The sequence below is a fragment of the Sphingopyxis sp. SE2 genome (assembly GCF_032227185.1).
Classification (GTDB): Bacteria; Pseudomonadota; Alphaproteobacteria; order Sphingomonadales; family Sphingomonadaceae; genus Sphingopyxis.
This window is the reverse complement of the sequence record NZ_JAPMXW010000001.1, coordinates 2481775-2498835: the sequence shown is the minus strand read 5'-3', so window position 1 is coordinate 2498835 and position 17061 is coordinate 2481775. Positions and strand designations below refer to the sequence as shown.

Sequence of the window (17061 nt, the reverse complement as noted above, 5' to 3'; positions counted from 1 at the left end):
CAGCGATTGATCAAGATTCTCTTCGTGGTCCTGCTGCTCGTGCTGCTGTTCGGCGGCGGCGCCAAGATGATCGTCGCGGGCGGCGCGAAGTCGCTCAACATGGCGGACCGGCTGCTCGGACAGGGCGACGGCGCGCGGCTTTTGCTCGCCGACCAACCCTATGGCAGCGGACCCCGCCAGTCGCTCGACATCTGGGCTCCCGAAAGCCTCAAGGAGGGCGACCGGTTCCCCGTGGTCGTTTTCTTCTACGGCGGCGGCTGGGACAGCGGCGAGCGCGGCAGCTATGGCTTCGCCGGGCGGGCATTGGCGCGGCAGGGCTTTGTCGTGGTGACCCCCGATTACCGGCTGGTGCCCAAGGCGCATTGGCCCGACTTTATCGAGGACAGCGCGGCGGCGGTCGCGTGGACGCATGAACATATCGCCAAGCTTGGCGGCGATCCCGAGCGGATCGCGCTGATGGGCCATTCGGCGGGGGCCTATAATGCCGTGATGCTCGCGCTCGATCCGGCGTGGCTGCGCGCCGCGAAGAGCGACCCGTCGATCATCCGCGGCGTTGCGGGCCTTGCCGGGCCCTATGATTTCCTGCCGCTCGAAAAGGGCGGCCGCGGTGACAGGGCGATGGGAAAGGTCAAGCCGATCGAGAAGACGCAGCCGATTCACTTCGCCCGCGGCGACGCGCCGCCTTTGTGGCTCGCGACCGGTGATGAGGATGATATAGTGCGCCCGCGCAACAGCCAGAACCTTGCCGCTGCGATCGAACGCGCTGGCGGTTCGGCGACTTTGCGCATCTATCCCGGGATGGGGCATACCGGCATCGTCATGGCGCTCGCCGTGCCGTTCAGGAGCCGCGGGCCGGTGCTCGACGAAGCCACCGATTTCCTGCGCGGCGTGACGGGCCGCCGCATCGCGCCGGCGGCAGAGGCCGCGCAGTGAGCGCGCCGATCCCCGCAATCGTTCTCGCGGGCAGCCGTCCCGGCCCCGACCCGTTGCTTTCGGGAAGCGGCGTGTCGACCAAGGCGCTGCTGTCGATCGCGGGCCGGCCGATGCTCGTCCATGTCGTGGACGCGCTCCGGAACTCGCCGTTCGTCGGGCCGATCACGATCTTGGCCCAGAATAGCGCCGAACTGGCCGCCGAGCCGGACCTTGCGGATTTCGCCGACCTGCATTTCGCCGATTCGGGGCAGGGGATCAGCAGCTCGCTTGCCGCCGCATTGCCGCCAGGCGATGATCCGCTGCTCGTCACCACCGCCGACAATGTTTTGCTCACGCCAACGATGATCGCCGAGTTTCTCCGTGATGCCGAGGAAAGCGATGTTGCAGTGGCGATGGTCGAGCGTGAGGTGCTGCTCGCACGCTATCCGCAGTCGAAGCGCACCTGGCTGAAATTCCGCGGCGGCTGGTGGTCGGGCGCGAACATGTTCCGCCTGCGTGGTCGCCGCGTGCTGCCCTTGCTCGATTTTTGGGGGCGGATCGAGCGCGACCGCAAGAAGGGACTCAAGATCGTCGCCGCTTTCGGCCCCTGGCTGCTGCTCGGCGCGCTGCTTCGCCTGTTCACGATCCAGCAGGGGATCGCGCGCGCCGGGCTGCGTTTTGGGCTCAAAGCACGGGTCGTGCCGATGTCCGAACCCGAGGCGTGCATCGACGCGGACAAGCCGGCCGACATCGAACTGATCGAAGCGATATTTGCCGCGCGGCGGCAAGACGCTATAGGGCGGCCCCTATGAGCATCGACAAAGCCATCATCCTGTCGGCCGGGCAAGGTTCGCGCCTGCTGCCGCTGACGCGCGACATTCCCAAATGCCTGATAGAGTTCAACGGCCGCAGCCTCATCAGCTGGCAGGTCGCGGCGCTCGTCGCGAACGGGATCAAGGACATCGTCGTCGTGACGGGCTTCCGCACCGAGCGCGTCGAGGACCATGCGCTCCAGCTCTATCGCGACACCGGTGCGCGCATCCGTACCCTGTTCAACCCCTTCTTTCAGGTCGCCGACAATCTCGGCACCTGCTGGATCGCGCGCGAGGAGATGGACCGCGACTTCATCATCCTCAACGGCGACACCATCGTCTCGGACCAGATCGTCGCGAAGCTCATCGAAGGCGCGAACGAGCCGATCAACGTCACCGTCGACGTCAAACCCGACTATGACGACGACGACATGAAGGTGAATCGCGACGCCGAGGGGCGCCTGCACCACATCGGCAAAAGGCTGCTGCCCCCCGACACCAATGCGGAGTCGATCGGGATGCTCGCCTTCGTCGGCGACGGCCCCTCGATCTTTCGCAATCAGGTCGACCAGATGATGCGCACCCCCGACGGGGTCGAACGCTGGTATCTGCGTGCGATCGACATCATCGCGAAGGGCAATCGAGTCGGCACCGTGTCGATCGAGGGTCTCGAATGGCAGGAAGTCGACTTCCCGCAGGACGTCGAAGCCGCCGACGCGCTCACCGCGAAATGGGCCGAAGAAGGCCGCTACGCGAAATAGGGTTTGAGCCAGCCGATGAGCGCGGCAATCTGCGTTTCGTCCAGCTTGATCGCTTGTCCGAGGTCGGGTTGCCCGGGCCAGCCCGCGTCCCCCACCGTCAGCCCCGCACCCGAACGTTCGCCGTCATAGCGCGGCAGGACGTGGAAATGGACGTGCGGGTCGACCATCATCAGCATCAGATAGTTGATCTTCGCGTAACCGACCGCGTGGCTCAGCGCGGCCTCGATCGCGGCGGTGGCGGTCTTGAGTTCGGCGTGCGCTTCGGGAGGCAGGTCGCCGAACGCCGTCGCGTTGGACTTTGCCGCCAGCACCAATGCGCCAAGCGTCGGCTGCGCGGGGCGGAGCAGCACGACCCAATGATCATATTCGGCGATCAGCGTCGCGGGGTGGCCGAATTTCTCGATCGTTGCGTTCATGCTGCTTCCATCCAGCTGACGATCGGGCGGCCCGAGCGCTTGACGGCATAGGCCTGCGCCAGCCGCACCGCATGGACGACCAGCGAGATCACCGTCCACCAGGCCAGTGCGATCAGGCCGATGTCGGGGCGCCCGGCCAGCGTTGCGAAAAAGAGGATCGCGAAATTGGGGTTACGCCGCGCGGTGATCAGGCGGAACTGGCTGTCGAACCTTTGCCAGACATGGATGTCCATGCCGAAGTCCTTGATGAACAACCCCTCGATCACGCGCTGGAGGACATAGCCCGCGACGACCGCGATCATCACCCAGGTGAAGGTCTGCGTCGAAAGCGCGAGGCCCCAGGTGCCGAGGCCTACGCCCCAGAAATACCACCAGAAGGGCGGATGGATCAGGTCGACGCCGTGATCGGCGACATTGCCCCATTTCGACGAGGTGATCGTGCAGCGCGCGAGCTTTCCGTCGACGGTGTCGAGCACCATGAAGATGAAGCCCGCGAGCATCCCCGCCCAATAATGGCCGTAAGCGAAGAGATATGTCGCATAGACACAGAGCGCCGCGCCGATCGCGGTGACCATATTCGGGGTCATGCCGATGCTCGCGGCGCCGCGCGTCAGCCATAAAGCGAGCTCGGGCCACAGATATTTGGTCAGCGCGTCGGTGACGCCCTTGTATGCGCCGAAATAGCTTTTCCGTTCGATCGCGCGCCGCGTTTCGGGCGTCAGCCGCTGGATGAAGGGGCAGTCGAGCTTGCGGAGCTGACGGTTGTAGATTTGCGGATTGTCCCGATAGTCGATGACGGTCAGTGCGCCGCGATGCTGCGCGATATCGGCCGGGGTCATGCCGCCGGTCAGATGCGCCATCACGAGGTCGCCGCCGTCCATCACCACCGTTCCGGGCAGCGTCAGAATATGGCGGAGCCACACCGGATCGAAGACATAGTCGAGATTGACGTAAAGCCGTGCCGTCGTCGACGTTTCGGGCAGGCCTTCCGCGCGCGCCAGCCGCCGCAGCCGTTCGGCATTGGTCATGCCCCACAGCGGCGTCGAATTTTCGCCGATCGGGGTCAGCGCGGGCAGAGGGTTGGCGTCGGTCATCCGCCGCTCTTATCCTGCCCGGCGTTCTTTGCAAGAAAGCCGAGGATCGCTTCGGCGCCGCGCCGCGCCGCGCCCGCCGGATTGCCGCCGATCGATTCGGCCAGCCTTTCGCGCTGGGCATCGGCATAAAGCGGATGGCGCGCGGGCGCCCGTTCGAGCGCGCCGGGCAAGTCAGCGAGATCGTCCACGACGTCGCCGAGCGTCCAGAAGAGATAATCGGGATCGCCGGTCCAATCGACCTCATGCGCGTTGAGGAAGACGCACGGGCGCGGCGTGGCGAGAAACTCGTAAACCTGGCTGCTGACATCGCCGAGGTAGATGTCGGTGCCGCTCGTATAGCTCATGTCGAACAGGCGGTCGGACGCGAGGTCGATCAGGATCTCGCCCGGCACCGCCAGCTTCGTTACCGCCGCGCGCTCGGCGTCGCTCGCTTCGGCGAACAGGCGCACATGCGGCGCGACGACGAGATTGTAGCGATCCTGACCCGCGAACCAGGCGATGATGTCACGGCCGAAGCGCTCCCACGACGACAGCTCGCGCTTGAAATGGGGGGCGTAAAGGACCGTCTGCCGGCCATTGGCGAACAATGGCTCGCGCGCCGCCTGCAACCCCGGCATCAGATCGAGCTTCACATAGCCGTTCACCGCATAACGACCCGGCCGGATCGTCCCGGCGTCGAGCATCCGCCGTTCGCTCTTTTCGCCGGCCACGAGCGCAAAATCGAAATATCGGTCGCGCAGATCGAAGGTAATCGCCCGGTCGCCCGCCCCGTGCGGCGTAAAGATCAGCCGCGTCCCCCGCCGCAGGAAATGCCGGATCGACGTGGTCGTGCGCTCGGGCACGACGATCGCATCGAACTGCCGCAGAAAGGGCAGGGCATCGAGCAGCATGGGCAGGCGCGGATTGCGGAAGAACCCCTTGTCGCGGAGCCAGCGGGCCAATCCCTTCTGGCCGAGCAGGGTGACGCTTGGTGCGAAGCCCGGATAGGCAAGCGCGACCTGTTCGACCATCCGCAGATGGTCCGCGCTCGCGACGGCGACGTCGATGGCTTGCCCCGCGGCCGCCATCTCCGCCGCGATGGGCAGCGCATGGAACACATGATGCGGCTCGCCGATGAAGAGGAACAGGATGCGCATCAATGGGGCTCGGCCACCGCGGCGTCCTCGAAATCGGCGGCGCGCCAGCCATGCTTCGCGGCCAGCCGGACATATTTGTCGCCGCGCCCGATCAGCCACGCCTCACCGGCCAGCGCAAAGGTCGGGGCGTCGCTGAGATGGTCCGAATAGGCGCGAATATGCGCCGTGCCGCCCGGGGCGTTCGCGGCAAGCCATTCACTGACGCGCCGCGCCTTTTCTTGGCCGTAACAATTGGACCCGTCCAGCAGGGGCAGCCAGTGGCCCGCATCGTCGCGCCGGTGGCGCGAGGCGACGATGGCGTCGAAGCCGAGTGCCTCGGCGATCGCACCGGCGTAGAATTCGGGGGCGGCTGTGGCCATCAGCAGCCGATAGCCCTCGGCCCGGTCGCGCGCGATGCACGCGGCGGCGCCCGGCGGGACGTCGCGCGGAATGCGCCACGCGGCGAAGGCGGCGGCGAGCGTTTCGGCGCGCGCGGGTGCGATGCTATTGCCCAGCATCAGGCGAATGGCGGCGGGCTTGAACCGGTCGCGCCCGTAAAGGCGCAGCGCATGACCGATCATCAGCGCGGCGAGCGCGGGCAGCAGCAGCACGCGCCAAGGCGCCTCGCGCCACGCCGCCCACAGCAGGAACAGCGTGAAAGTCGGCGTGCGCAGCACGGTCCGGTCGAGATCGTAGATCGCGACGCGGGGGAGGGATGGCGTGCCGGTCATGCGGCTTCCGGTTCGAACAGCCGGAGCTTGCGGCCGGTCTTGCCCAGCGACATGCGATCGGCGAGCGGCAGGGCGAAGCGTAGCGCTGCCCATATCGACGCAGCGGCGATCAGCCCGAGCAGCGGCAGCGAAAGCGCGTCGGGCAAAAGGTCGGCGAGCACCGCGGCGGTGCCGGCTGCGAGGCTGATCGCAAGGCCGCGCAGTGCCACCGCCGGAAATTGGGCGTCGAAGGGGTGAAGCTTTTCGGTGATTGCCAGCTGCACCATCGGGATCGCCGCCATCACGACGAGGCCGAGGGCGGTCGCGAGCGTCACCCCCGTCAGCGGGTCGAGATGGCCGACGATCAGCCAGCCCGCGCCGATCGCGACGGCGACGCCGAAGATGCTGGCGGTGAGCTGGTGCCGAAAGGCGGCGACGACTTGCAGCACCGGTGCCGAAATGCCGAGCACCGCTTCGGCGGCGCGGGCGAAGAGCAGGACCACCAGCGCCGCTTGCGCCGCCTGCGCGCCGTGCCCGAACAGACCGAGCAGCGATGCGCTGCCCGCCGCGAGCACGGCAGCGAGCGGCAGCGCGATCGCGAGGATCAGCCGCGTCGCATAGGCATAGATCTCGGCGACCTGGCGCCGGTCCTCGCGCTCGGCGCTGGCGGCGAGCGGCGCCATCACATAGGTGAAGGCGATGCGGACGAGCTGGACGACGCTCGACAGTTTGCGCGCGATCGTGAACAGGCCCGCGGCCGCGGCGCCCGCCGCACCGGGAAGCAGCATGTTGAGGATCAGCGCCGGGGCGTCGCCGAACAGCCGTGCGATGATGTTCGATGGCAGGATCGAGAGGCCCGCCAAAAAGGTGTTGCGCGCGGTCTCTCCCGCCCACGGCCCGCGCCACAGGTCGGCGAAGCTGTAGTGGCGCGCGAGCAGCCGGATGCTGAGCGCCGCGGTGATGCCAAGCGAACAGAGGTGCGCAATGAACAGCCCCTTGAGGCCGAGGCCGCCCGCGAAGAACAGCCCCGCGAACACCAGCCGCATCACCTGTTCCCACACGATCCGCAGGCGTATCTCGGCACCGAATAGCATGCGTGCGCGCAATGCCGAGGTCGCGATCTCGACAAAGGCCCAGAGCGGCAGCGCCCAGACGAAAATGCGGATCGCGGGGGTGACAAGCTCCCGGTCCTTCGCCGCGACGTTGAGCAACGGCGCGAGGTCGGCGGCGAAGACGGCGACGAGCGCCGCGACGAGGATGCACGGCCCGACGCCGAAGACCATCGCCGTGCGCAGCGCCGCCGCGGCGTCGGCGCCGCTCGCCGATTGCGGGACGGTGCGCTGCATCGCGCTGGTCATACCGAGATCGAAGATATTCTCGAGCAGGTTCACCGCCGCCCACAGCACGGCGTAGAGGCCGTAACCTGCGAGCCCGAACATCAGGACGTAGAGTGGCTGCGCGACGATTTCGACCACCGCGCCGAGCCGGGCCAGCACGGTCGTGCCGAGCCCGCGCGCGACGCTGCGGCTGGTAACGGCGGGCTGGGCGGCGCTTTCGCTCATCATCGCCGCCCTAGCGCCTTGCCCGCGCGCCTGCCAGCGGCTTTCGCGCGTTCACCCCCTTGTCGACTCTGCCAATCGGGTCTAGGCAGCGCGCGATTGCATAGGGAAGACCGCGATATGGCTCAATTTGTCCTGCCCAAGAACAGCCGCCCGCAAAAGACGGGCACGGTCCACAAGGCCGAGGGCGCGACCGCCGTCAAGAAATTCAAAGTCTATCGCTACGATCCCGACAAGGGCCAGAACCCGCATTTCGACACGTTCGAGATCGACACCGACAAATGCGGCCCGATGGTGCTCGACGCGCTGATCAAGATGAAGAGCGAGCAGGATTCGACGCTGACCTTCCGCCGCTCGTGCCGCGAAGGCATCTGCGGCAGCTGTTCGATGAACATGAACGGCAAGAACGGCCTCGCCTGCACGACCGCGATCGAGGATCTGAAGGGCGACATCACGATCACCCCGCTGCCGGCGATGGACGTGATCAAGGATCTCGTCCCCGACTTCACCCATTTCTATGCGCAATATGCGTCGATCGAGCCCTGGCTCAAGACCAAGACCACGACGCCGAGCGGCAAGGAGCGGTTGCAGTCGCCCGAGGAACGCGAAAAGCTCGATGGTCTGTATGAGTGCATCCTTTGCGCCTGCTGTTCGACGAGCTGCCCGAGCTATTGGTGGAACAGCGACAAGTTCCTCGGCCCGGCGATCCTGCTTCAGGCCTATCGCTGGCTCGCCGACAGCCGCGACGAGCTGACCGGCGAACGGCTCGACGAGCTGGAGGATCCCTTCCGCCTTTATCGCTGCCACACGATCATGAACTGCGCCAACGCCTGCCCCAAAGGCCTGAGCCCGGCGCGCGCGATCGCCGAGATCAAGAAGCTGGAAGCCGAGCGGCAGGTCTGATGCGTGGCGCGCTCGCGGCATTCGCTGCGCTGGCGCTCGCTTCCTGTGCATCGACGACCGAACCGCGAAACGTTGCCGAACTGCCCGGCGCGATCGCGCTTGGCGATACGACCTGGCTTGTTCCCGGCCGCTTCGATCCGGAGCGTTCGCCCGACGGCAACAGCGTGATCCTGAAGGGAGCGGCGGGTGCCATCCTCGTCGATACGGGCCGTCACGCGAGCCACGCCGAAACGGTGGAAAAGGCTCTCGACGAACTTGGCCTACCGCTCGCCGCGATCGTCAACACGCACTGGCATCTCGATCATGTCAGCGGCAATCTGGCGCTCAAGGCGGGACGGCGCGATGTGCGCGTCTACGGAACCTCCGCCATCGATGGCGCGCTCGCCGGCTTTCTCGCGGACAGCGCGGCGGCGTCGCGCAAGGCGCTCGCCGAGGGCCGGATTACCGCCGCGGCGGTTCCGGACGTGAAAGGCGATCTGAAGACAATCGGGCGCGGGCGAAAACTGCGCGCCGACATCGTCGTCGACGAGCCGCACGATGCCGTTTTCGCCGGCCGGCCGCTGTCGTTGCGGATCGCGCGCCGTGCGGCGACCGAACGCGATCTATGGATATACGACGCCGATGCCGAACGCGCGATCGTCGGGGACCTCGTTGCGCTGCCCGCCCCCTTTCTCGATACCGCCTGTCCCGAAGGCTGGCTGGAGGCGCTTGGCGACGTCGCGCGGTCGGGCGCCCGGCAGATCGTACCCGGCCACGGTCCGGTCATGGACATGCCCGCCTTTGCGCGTTGGCGCGCCGCCTTTGGCGATTTTATCGCTTGCGCGCGCGGGCGGGGCGCGCTTGAGACCTGTTCGGCCGGATGGGTTGCCGGCGCCGCCGAATGGATCGGCGGCGACAGCATCCGCGCCAAGGCGATGGCCGATTATTATGGCGAACGCGTTCGCGCGGGAAAACTGGACGGATATTGCAGGGCATGAACGACGGGATCGAGGAGCCGAAACGGCGCGAGAATTTCAGCGCCGAACAATTGGCCGACGGCTGGGTCAGCTGGAACCTCAAGGATCAGAGCCGGTTCAACGCCTTCATCGAGCCGCTTTCGGTGCGGGTCGAGCCCCCGACCGACGACGGCCGCCCGCGCGCGCGGGTTCGCATGTTGCCCGAGCGCAAGCACAGCAACCTCGGCGACAATGTCCACGGCGCGGTCAGCCTCGCGCTCGTCGACATCGCGCTGTTCGCCGCGTCGCACCAGTTCGGATCGCTCGATGCCGGCCATTCGGTGACGCTCGACCTGTCGACCCAGTTCGTCGGCGCGGGCCGCGTCGGCGAGCCGCTCGATGCCGTGGTCGAGTTGGTGCGCGAAACCGGCCGGCTGATCTTCCTGCGCGGGCTGGTCGTGCAGGGCGAGGGCGACAGCCATATCGTGCTGAGCTTCGCCGGAACGATCCGCAAGGCGAGCCGCAAGTGACCACCGTCCTTGCGGCTTATGACGCGCTTGTCGCGGCGGGCGAGCTCCGCCCCGATCCCGAGCAGCGCGCGGCTGCGACGCGGCTTAATCAACTCCAGGCCGAACTCGAAGCGGTACCGAAGCGCGGCAGCCTGCTCTGGCGCCTCGCGGGGCGCAAGCCCGATGCGCTGCGCGGCGTCTATCTGTGGGGCGCGGTCGGGCGCGGCAAATCGATGCTGATGGATCTCTTCTACGACCAGCTCGCCATCCAGCGGAAGCGGCGCGTCCATTTCCACGCCTTCATGCTCGATGTTCATGCGCGGATGCGCGAGGTCAGGAAGACCGAGAGCGGCGATCCGATTCCGATCGTCGCCGAGGCGCTTGCCGAAAATACCCGCTGCCTCGCCTTCGACGAGATGGTCGTGAACAACAGCGCCGACGCGATGATCCTCTCGCGCCTGTTCACCGCGCTGATCGATCATGGCGTGACGATGGTGGCGACGTCGAACCGGCCGCCGAAGGATCTCTACAAGGACGGGCTCAATCGCGAGCATTTCCTACCCTTCATCGCGCTCGTCGAGGAACGGCTCGACGTCATGGGGCTGAACGGCCCGACCGACTATCGCCGCGACCGGCTCGGCGACGGCGCGCGCTGGTTCGTTCCGGCGGGCGATGCCGCGAGCGCGGCGCTGTCGGCCGCTTTCTTTCGCCTGACCGACTATCCGCCCGAGGACCGCGCGCATGTGCCGAGCCTCGACCTCGATGTCGGCGGCGGGCGAACGCTGCACGTTCCCAAGGCGCTGAAGGGCGTCGCCGTCTTTTCGTTCAAGCGGCTCTGCGGCGAGGCGCGGGGGGCGGCCGACTATCTTGCCGTCGCGCGCCATTTTCACGCCGTGATCATCGTCGGCATCCCGCGCATGGGCCCCGAGAACCGCAACGAGGCGGCGCGCTTCGTCACGCTGATCGATGCGCTTTACGAATATAAGGTCAAGCTGCTCGCCAGCGCGGCGGCGATGCCCGATCAGCTGTATGTCGCCGGCGACGGGGCTTTCGAGTTCGAGCGCACGGCGAGCCGCCTCGCCGAAATGCAATCGGACGATTACCTCGCGCTAGGCCATGGCCAACAGGATGCCGCCGGCGATCTTCCCCCAGCGTGACGTGTTGGCGGCGACATAGGTGAGGCTGCGGACGTAACGCATTTCGTGCGCGAGATGTCCCGCCGCCTGTTCGGCGGTGCGGCGCATCGTCCGAAGCGGGCGCGGTTCGGGCGGCCTGATTGGCCCCGGTCGCGCCGGTGGCAAGGGCAGGTCGGTAAAGCCCCCGTTTGTCACGCGGCGGTCGGCCGCCACCGCCTGGCACATCGCTTCCATGCGGGCGATCGCCAACCGGTTCGGCACCGCGCGATCGCGGCTCAAGAGTTCGAAGCTATGGCTGAAGGCCGAGAACTGGATCGCTCCGCTCGCCGCCGCATGGTCGAGCGCGTCGCGCATCTCCTCTTCGGACATCGCGCACAATTGCGCCGGGCGAAAGCTGTCGGCGCCGTCCATCAGCCCACTGACCGGCACTTCGCAGACGCCATGGTGCAGGCGCATCCCGATATTGCGGCGGTCGAGCGCGATGTCGCAGCCCTGGCCCGCATAAGCGCCGTTGAAGCTGCTGTCGTAGTCGAAACCCAGCGCGGCGAGCGCGCGGAGCGTATCGTCGTTGGCGCCGAAATTGCCCGCGCGGAAGGCGACCGGATCGGGCGCGCCCCCGCGCATCAGCATGTCCGCCGCCAGCCCGATCAGCTTTTTCTGCGCCCCAAGCGGGAAGTCGCTGATGTTGCGCCCGGTCAGCCGCCCGACCGGACTGAAGCGTGCGAAGGCGAGCCATTCGGTGTGGATATGGAGTTGCACTTCGTGACCGCGCGCGACGATCGGGTCGACGATGTCGCGGACGATCGACGGCCCGTGGACGAGCGCCGGCATCGGGTCGACGAAGAACACGCCCTTGAGGCCGTATCTTTCCAGCATGTCCATCTGGAAATGGATGCCGAAATCGCCGTCGCGGCAGCGGCCGAGGATCGAGCTTTCGAAATTGGCGCGCGCGTCATGGCCCCGTTGATAGAGGCCGGCCGACAATTCGGTGTCGAAGCTGATGATCGCGCGCGTCACCATAGGCGCGTAACAAAGCGGGGATAAGACAGGGTTAATCGGTGCCGGGACGATCCCCTATGCGGACGACGCATTTTTGTTCCATTCTGCCGCGAACCCGTTGCGTCCCCACAATATCACGCGCCAGCCTGTCGCTGAAATCCATTTTTGAAAACACTATTGTTATTGCGAACTATTATCAAAGAAAGGCGGTTTTTCGTCCTTTTGGCGGTTGTTTCGTTAAGGGAATCGGCGTAGGGGCGTCGCCAGTCTTGGGACCGGAGCGGAGCTTTAGCCCGTGCTCCCGCCGGTCTGTGAACCAATTGCCGGGCTTGCCAGGAAGGGAGTGCCGCGCGCCATGGGACGCAAGAAGATCGCTTTGATCGGAGCCGGGAATATCGGCGGAACGCTGGCGCTGCTCGCCGCGCAAAAGGAACTCGGCGACGTCGTGTTGTTCGACGTGGTCGAAGGCGTGCCGCAGGGCAAGGCGCTCGACCTCTCGCAGGTCGGGCCGATCGCGGGCTTCGACGCGAAGATCACCGGCTCGAACGACTATAAGGATATCGCGGGCGCCGACGTCATCATCGTCACCGCCGGTGTCGCCCGCAAGCCGGGCATGAGCCGCGACGACCTGCTCGGGATCAACTTGAAGGTCATGAAGGCCGTTGGCGAAGGCATCAAGGCCAACGCTCCGGACGCCTTCGTCATCTGCATCACCAACCCGCTCGACGCGATGGTCTGGGCGCTGCGCGAATTCTCGGGTCTGCCGCACAATAAGGTCGTCGGCATGGCGGGCGTGCTCGACTCGGCGCGCTTCAGCCACTTCATCGCCGACGAATTCGACGTGTCGGTGAAGGACGTGAACACCTTCGTGCTCGGCGGCCACGGCGACACGATGGTTCCCGTTGTGCGTTACTCGACCGTCAACGGCATCCCCGTTCCCGACCTCGTCAAGATGGGCCTGTCGTCGCAGGACAAGATCGATGCGATCGTCAAGCGCACGCGCGGCGGCGGCGGCGAAATTGTCGCGCTGCTCGGCACCGGTTCGGCTTTCTACGCCCCCGCAGCCTCGGGCATCGCGATGGCCGAAGCCTATCTGGGCGACCAGAAGCGCATCCTGCCGTGCGCCGCCTATGTCGAAGGCCAGTACGGCCTTGACGGGCTCTACGTCGGCGTGCCCGTGCTGATCGGCGCGAACGGCGTCGAGAAGGTCGTCGAGATCGAACTCGACGACGCCGACAAGGCGGGCCTGCAGGTCTCGGTCGACGCGGTCAAGGAGCTGCTCGACGCGTGCAAGGCGCTGGATCCCAGCCTCGCCTGACCCTTTTTGGTCGCGTCCGGCGTTCCGCGCCGGGCGGGCCGGCTCTCCCCGGGAGAATTAGAATATGTCCATCCTTATCGACAAGAATACCAAGGTCATCACGCAAGGGATGACCGGTGCCACCGGCACTTTCCACACCGAACAGGCGCTCGCCTATGGCACGCAGATGGTCGGCGGCGTGACGCCGGGCAAGGGCGGCACGACGCACATCGGCCTGCCGATTTTCAACACCGTCGAAGAAGCGAAGCATGCGACCGGCGCGACTGCGTCGGTCATCTATGTGCCGCCGCCGTTCGCGGCCGACTCGATCCTCGAGGCGATCGATGCCGAGATCGAGCTGATCGTCGCGATCACCGAAGGCATTCCGGTGCTCGACATGGTCAAGGTGAAGCGCGCGCTCTCGGGTTCGAAGTCGCGCCTGATCGGCCCGAACTGCCCCGGCGTCCTGACCCCCGACGAATGCAAGATTGGCATCATGCCCGGCAACATCTTCAAAAAGGGCAGCGTCGGCGTCGTCTCGCGCTCGGGCACTTTGACCTATGAAGCGGTGTTCCAGACCACGAACGTCGGCCTGGGTCAGACGACCGCGGTCGGCATCGGCGGCGACCCGGTCAACGGCACCAACTTCATCGACGTGCTCGAACTCTTCCTCGCCGACGAGGCGACCAAGTCGATTATCATGATCGGCGAAATCGGCGGCGACGCCGAGGAGCAGGCGGCGCAGTTCCTGATCGACGAAGCGAAGCGCGGCCGGAAGAAGCCGATGGCCGGCTTCATCGCGGGCCGCACCGCGCCCCCGGGCCGCCGCATGGGCCACGCCGGCGCGATCGTGTCGGGCGGCAAGGGCGACGCCGAAAGCAAGATCGCGGCGATGGAAGCCGCCGGCATCAAGGTGTCGGCCAGCCCGTCGGAACTCGGCACGACGCTTGCCGAAGTGCTCAAGGAACGCGTCTGAGCCTAGCGGCCCGCCGGCGCCTTTGCCGGCGGGCCTCCGCTCCCCATATGAGAATACCCACCCCTTCCTCCCCGTGGAAAAGCAGATGAACCTCGAACGACAAAGCTTCGACATCGACGAGCCGCAGGCCGGCCCGAGCTGGGCGCCGAAGAACTGGCCCCGGATCGACAGCGACGACCTGACCGCCGCGCTCGACCCGCAGCAGATGCAGGTCGCGGTGAAGGCCGCCGCTGCCAAAGCGGGCGCCTCGCTGCCCGCCGCTGAGGTCGAGCGCGCCGCCGACGATTCGATCCGCGCGATGATGCTGATCCGCACCTATCGCGTGCGCGGCCACCTCGCCGCCACGCTCGATCCGCTGGGGCTCAGCCAGCGTGAGCTGCCGGCGGATCTGACGCCCGAATATCACGGCTTCGTCGGCGCCGATCAGGACCGGCCGGTGTATATCGGCGGAACGTTGGGGCTCGAAAAGGCGACGATCCGCGAGATCGTTGCAATCCTGCGCGCCAATTATTGCGGCCATGTCGGCCTCGAATATATGCACATCTCCGACGTCGAGGAGCGGCGCTTCCTGCAGGACCGGATGGAGGGTGCCGACAAAAGCGTCGAATTCACCCAGGAAGGCAAGCGCGCGATTCTCAACAAGGTGATCGAAGCCGAGGAGTGGGAAAAGTTCCTCGCGCGCAAATATGTCGGCACCAAGCGCTTCGGCCTCGACGGCGGCGAATCGATGATCCCCGCGATGGAATCGATCATCAAATATGGCGGCCAATATGGCGTGAAGGAAATCGTCTATGGTATGGCGCACCGCGGGCGGCTCAACATGCTCGCGAACGTCATGGCCAAACCCTATCAGGTGATCTTCCACGAATTCGCCGGCGGCAGCGCCAACCCCGACGACATCGGCGGTTCGGGCGACGTCAAATATCACCTCGGCACCTCGACCGACCGCGAGTTCGACGGGGTTTCGGTGCATATGTCGCTCGTCCCCAACCCCTCGCACCTCGAGGCGGTCGACCCGGTCGTTCTCGGCAAGGTGCGCGCGCAGCAGGTGGTACGCGACGATCTCGCCGAACATACGCAGGTGCTGCCGGTGCTGATCCACGGCGACGCGGCCTTTGCGGGGCAGGGGATCGTCTGGGAATGCCTCGGCTTCTCGGGCATCCGCGGTTACAATACGGGCGGCTGCATCCATTTCATCGTCAACAACCAGATCGGTTTCACGACCAGCCCGCAGTTCGCGCGCTCGTCGCCCTATCCGTCGGACGTCGCCAAGGGCGTTCAGGCGCCGATCCTGCACGTCAACGGCGACGATCCCGAAGCCGTGACCTTCGCGTGCAAGCTCGCGATCGATTTCCGCCAGCAGTTCAAGCGCGACGTCGTGATCGACATGTGGTGCTATCGCCGCTTCGGCCATAACGAGGGCGACGAGCCGTCGTTCACCCAGCCCCTGATGTACGAGCGCATCCGCAAGCATCCGCCGGTGTCGCAGCTTTGCGCGGCGAAGCTGCAGGACGAAGGCGTGATCGACGCGGGTTGGGCCGACGCGCGCCGCGCCGAATTCACTGCGCGGCTCGAAGGCGATTTCGAGGCGGCGAAGACCTATAAACCGAACAAGGCCGACTGGTTCGCCGGCCGCTGGTCGGGCCTCTATGCGCCGACCGATTCCGAACATGCGCGCCGCAACATCGCGACGGGGGTGTCGGAAAAGCTGTTCGATTCGATCGGCCGCACGCTGACGACGATCCCCGCCGACGTCGAGGTTCACAAGACGCTGCGCCGCGTGATCGACGCGCGCGGTGCGATGTTCGCCGACAAGAAGGACGGCGAAGTGTTCGACTGGGCGACCGCCGAAAGCCTCGCCTTCGGCACGTTGCTGAGCGAAGGCTATCAGGTCCGCCTGTCGGGTCAGGATTCGGGTCGCGGCACCTTCAGCCAGCGTCACGCGGTCTGGGTCGATCAGAGGAGCGAGCGGAAATATGTCCCGCTGACGACCGTGCCGCACGGCCGGTTCGAGGTGCTCGACAGCCCGCTCTCCGAATATGGCGTGCTCGGCTTCGAATATGGCTATGCGATGGCCGATCCGAAGAGCCTCGTGCTCTGGGAAGCGCAGTTCGGCGATTTCGCCAACGGCGCGCAGATCATGATCGATCAGTTCATCGCCGCGGGCGAGGCCAAGTGGCTGCGCGCCAACGGCCTCGTGATGCTGTTGCCGCACGGTTATGAGGGGCAGGGCCCCGAGCATAGCTCGGCGCGCCTCGAACGCTTCCTCCAGCTTTGCGCGGGCGACAATATCCAGGTGTGTAATATTTCGACCCCGTCGAACTATTTCCACGTCCTGCGCCGCCAGATGCTGCGCTCGTTCCGCAAGCCGCTGATCATCATGACGCCCAAGTCGCTGCTCCGTCACAAGCTGGCGGTGTCGCAGCGGTCGGACTTCATCGGCGACGCGCATTTCCGCCGCATCATGTCGGATCGCACGCCGCCCGCCGATGCCGACATCAAACGTGTCGTCCTGTGTTCGGGCAAGGTCGGTTACGACCTGATGGAAGCGCGCGACGCCGCGGGCCTGACCGATACGACGGTGATTCGCATCGAGCAGCTCTATCCCTTCCCGGGCGAGGCGCTGGCGGTTCGCCTGAAGCGGATGCCGAAGCTCGAAGAGGTCGTCTGGGCGCAGGAAGAGCCGCGCAACAACGGCGCGTGGTTCTTCGTGGGCGAACTGATCGAGGAATCGCTCATCGAGGCGGGCCACAAGGGCATGCGCCCGCGTTACGCCGGCCGCGCCGCCGCGGCTTCGCCCGCGACCGGCCTGATGAGCCGTCACCAGACCGAACAGTCCGCGCTCGTCGCCGACGCGCTCGGCCTTTCGGTTCGCGCCGAAATCCGCCGCACCAAGAAAAAAGCCTGAGCCCAAAGCCCAAGTCCCC

The 17061-nt window shown here is 66.2% G+C and carries 16 protein-coding genes; 10 read left to right on the top strand and 6 right to left on the bottom strand.

Annotated elements, in window-relative coordinates; all coding sequences use genetic code 11:
- The first annotated feature begins 6 nt into the window (after window positions 1-6).
- From OVY29_RS11830 to OVY29_RS11820, 3 genes are read left to right on the top strand one after another with little or no spacing between them, the layout of a single operon-like run.
- Window positions 7-933 (top strand): alpha/beta hydrolase, encoded by a 927-nt coding sequence (locus OVY29_RS11830; protein WP_037555908.1) that lies wholly within the window; start codon window positions 7-9, stop codon window positions 931-933.
- A complete protein-coding gene (locus OVY29_RS11825) occupies window positions 930-1724 on the top strand; it encodes a nucleotidyltransferase family protein (RefSeq protein WP_037555906.1) in 795 nt (264 codons plus the stop codon). Before OVY29_RS11830 ends, OVY29_RS11825 begins: the two co-directional genes overlap by 4 nt.
- A complete protein-coding gene (locus OVY29_RS11820) occupies window positions 1721-2485 on the top strand; it encodes a sugar phosphate nucleotidyltransferase (RefSeq protein WP_037555905.1) in 765 nt (254 codons plus the stop codon). Before OVY29_RS11825 ends, OVY29_RS11820 begins: the two co-directional genes overlap by 4 nt.
- Here OVY29_RS11820 and OVY29_RS11815 read toward each other — a convergent pair.
- The 5 genes from OVY29_RS11815 to OVY29_RS11795 are packed head-to-tail and all read right to left on the bottom strand — an operon-like array spanning window position 2473 to window position 7385.
- Window positions 2473-2901, bottom strand: coding sequence for an HIT family protein (locus OVY29_RS11815; RefSeq protein ID WP_037555904.1), 429 nt, complete (start codon window positions 2899-2901; stop codon window positions 2473-2475). The two genes, OVY29_RS11820 and OVY29_RS11815, sit on opposite strands and share 13 nt — an antisense overlap.
- Window positions 2898-3995 carry a CDP-alcohol phosphatidyltransferase family protein gene (locus OVY29_RS11810; protein ID WP_052182296.1) on the bottom strand — a complete coding sequence of 366 codons (1098 nt, stop codon included), beginning with the start codon at window positions 3993-3995 and terminating at the stop codon, window positions 2898-2900. The genes OVY29_RS11815 and OVY29_RS11810 overlap by 4 nt, the downstream gene beginning before the upstream one ends.
- Entirely contained in the window at window positions 3992-5131 is a 1140-nt protein-coding gene (locus tag OVY29_RS11805; RefSeq protein WP_037555903.1) for a hypothetical protein, read from the bottom strand. Before OVY29_RS11805 ends, OVY29_RS11810 begins: the two co-directional genes overlap by 4 nt.
- Window positions 5131-5841, bottom strand: a complete 711-nt coding sequence (locus tag OVY29_RS11800; RefSeq protein ID WP_037555902.1) for an HAD-IB family phosphatase — start codon at window positions 5839-5841, stop codon at window positions 5131-5133. Before OVY29_RS11800 ends, OVY29_RS11805 begins: the two co-directional genes overlap by 1 nt.
- Window positions 5838-7385, bottom strand: coding sequence for a lipopolysaccharide biosynthesis protein (locus OVY29_RS11795; RefSeq protein WP_313911449.1), 1548 nt, complete (start codon window positions 7383-7385; stop codon window positions 5838-5840). The genes OVY29_RS11800 and OVY29_RS11795 overlap by 4 nt, the downstream gene beginning before the upstream one ends.
- A 114-nt stretch (window positions 7386-7499) precedes the next feature.
- On the opposite strand from OVY29_RS11795, the gene OVY29_RS11790 reads away from it, so the two are divergent.
- The 4 genes from OVY29_RS11790 to zapE are packed head-to-tail and all read left to right on the top strand — an operon-like array spanning window position 7500 to window position 10883.
- Window positions 7500-8282: a succinate dehydrogenase iron-sulfur subunit gene (locus OVY29_RS11790; RefSeq protein WP_037555901.1), complete on the top strand. Its 783-nt coding sequence runs from the start codon at window positions 7500-7502 to the stop codon at window positions 8280-8282.
- The gene (locus OVY29_RS11785; RefSeq protein ID WP_037555900.1) at window positions 8282-9259 is read left to right on the top strand and encodes an MBL fold metallo-hydrolase; all 978 of its coding nucleotides are present in this window, start codon (window positions 8282-8284) and stop codon (window positions 9257-9259) included. Before OVY29_RS11790 ends, OVY29_RS11785 begins: the two co-directional genes overlap by 1 nt.
- The gene (locus OVY29_RS11780) at window positions 9256-9747 is read left to right on the top strand and encodes a PaaI family thioesterase (RefSeq protein WP_200880189.1); all 492 of its coding nucleotides are present in this window, start codon (window positions 9256-9258) and stop codon (window positions 9745-9747) included. The genes OVY29_RS11785 and OVY29_RS11780 overlap by 4 nt, the downstream gene beginning before the upstream one ends.
- Window positions 9744-10883 (top strand): cell division protein ZapE, encoded by a 1140-nt coding sequence (zapE, locus tag OVY29_RS11775; protein WP_037555898.1) that lies wholly within the window; start codon window positions 9744-9746, stop codon window positions 10881-10883. Before OVY29_RS11780 ends, zapE begins: the two co-directional genes overlap by 4 nt.
- Here zapE and OVY29_RS11770 read toward each other — a convergent pair.
- The gene (locus tag OVY29_RS11770) at window positions 10836-11882 is read right to left on the bottom strand and encodes a polysaccharide deacetylase family protein (protein WP_081933108.1); all 1047 of its coding nucleotides are present in this window, start codon (window positions 11880-11882) and stop codon (window positions 10836-10838) included. The genes zapE and OVY29_RS11770 overlap by 48 nt on opposite strands.
- 334 nt (window positions 11883-12216) lie before the next feature.
- Here OVY29_RS11770 and mdh point away from each other — a divergent pair, with 334 nt between their 5' ends.
- The 3 genes from mdh to OVY29_RS11755 all read left to right on the top strand — a co-directional run bounded on the left by mdh (window position 12217) and on the right by OVY29_RS11755 (window position 17042).
- Window positions 12217-13179, top strand: a complete 963-nt coding sequence (mdh, locus tag OVY29_RS11765) for a malate dehydrogenase (protein ID WP_037555897.1) — start codon at window positions 12217-12219, stop codon at window positions 13177-13179.
- 64 nt (window positions 13180-13243) lie between these two features.
- Entirely contained in the window at window positions 13244-14134 is an 891-nt protein-coding gene (gene sucD, locus OVY29_RS11760) for a succinate--CoA ligase subunit alpha (protein ID WP_037555896.1), read from the top strand.
- Window positions 14135-14219: 85 nt separating this feature from the next.
- Entirely contained in the window at window positions 14220-17042 is a 2823-nt protein-coding gene (locus tag OVY29_RS11755) for a 2-oxoglutarate dehydrogenase E1 component (protein ID WP_037555894.1), read from the top strand.
- Window positions 17043-17061 lie beyond the last annotated feature (19 nt).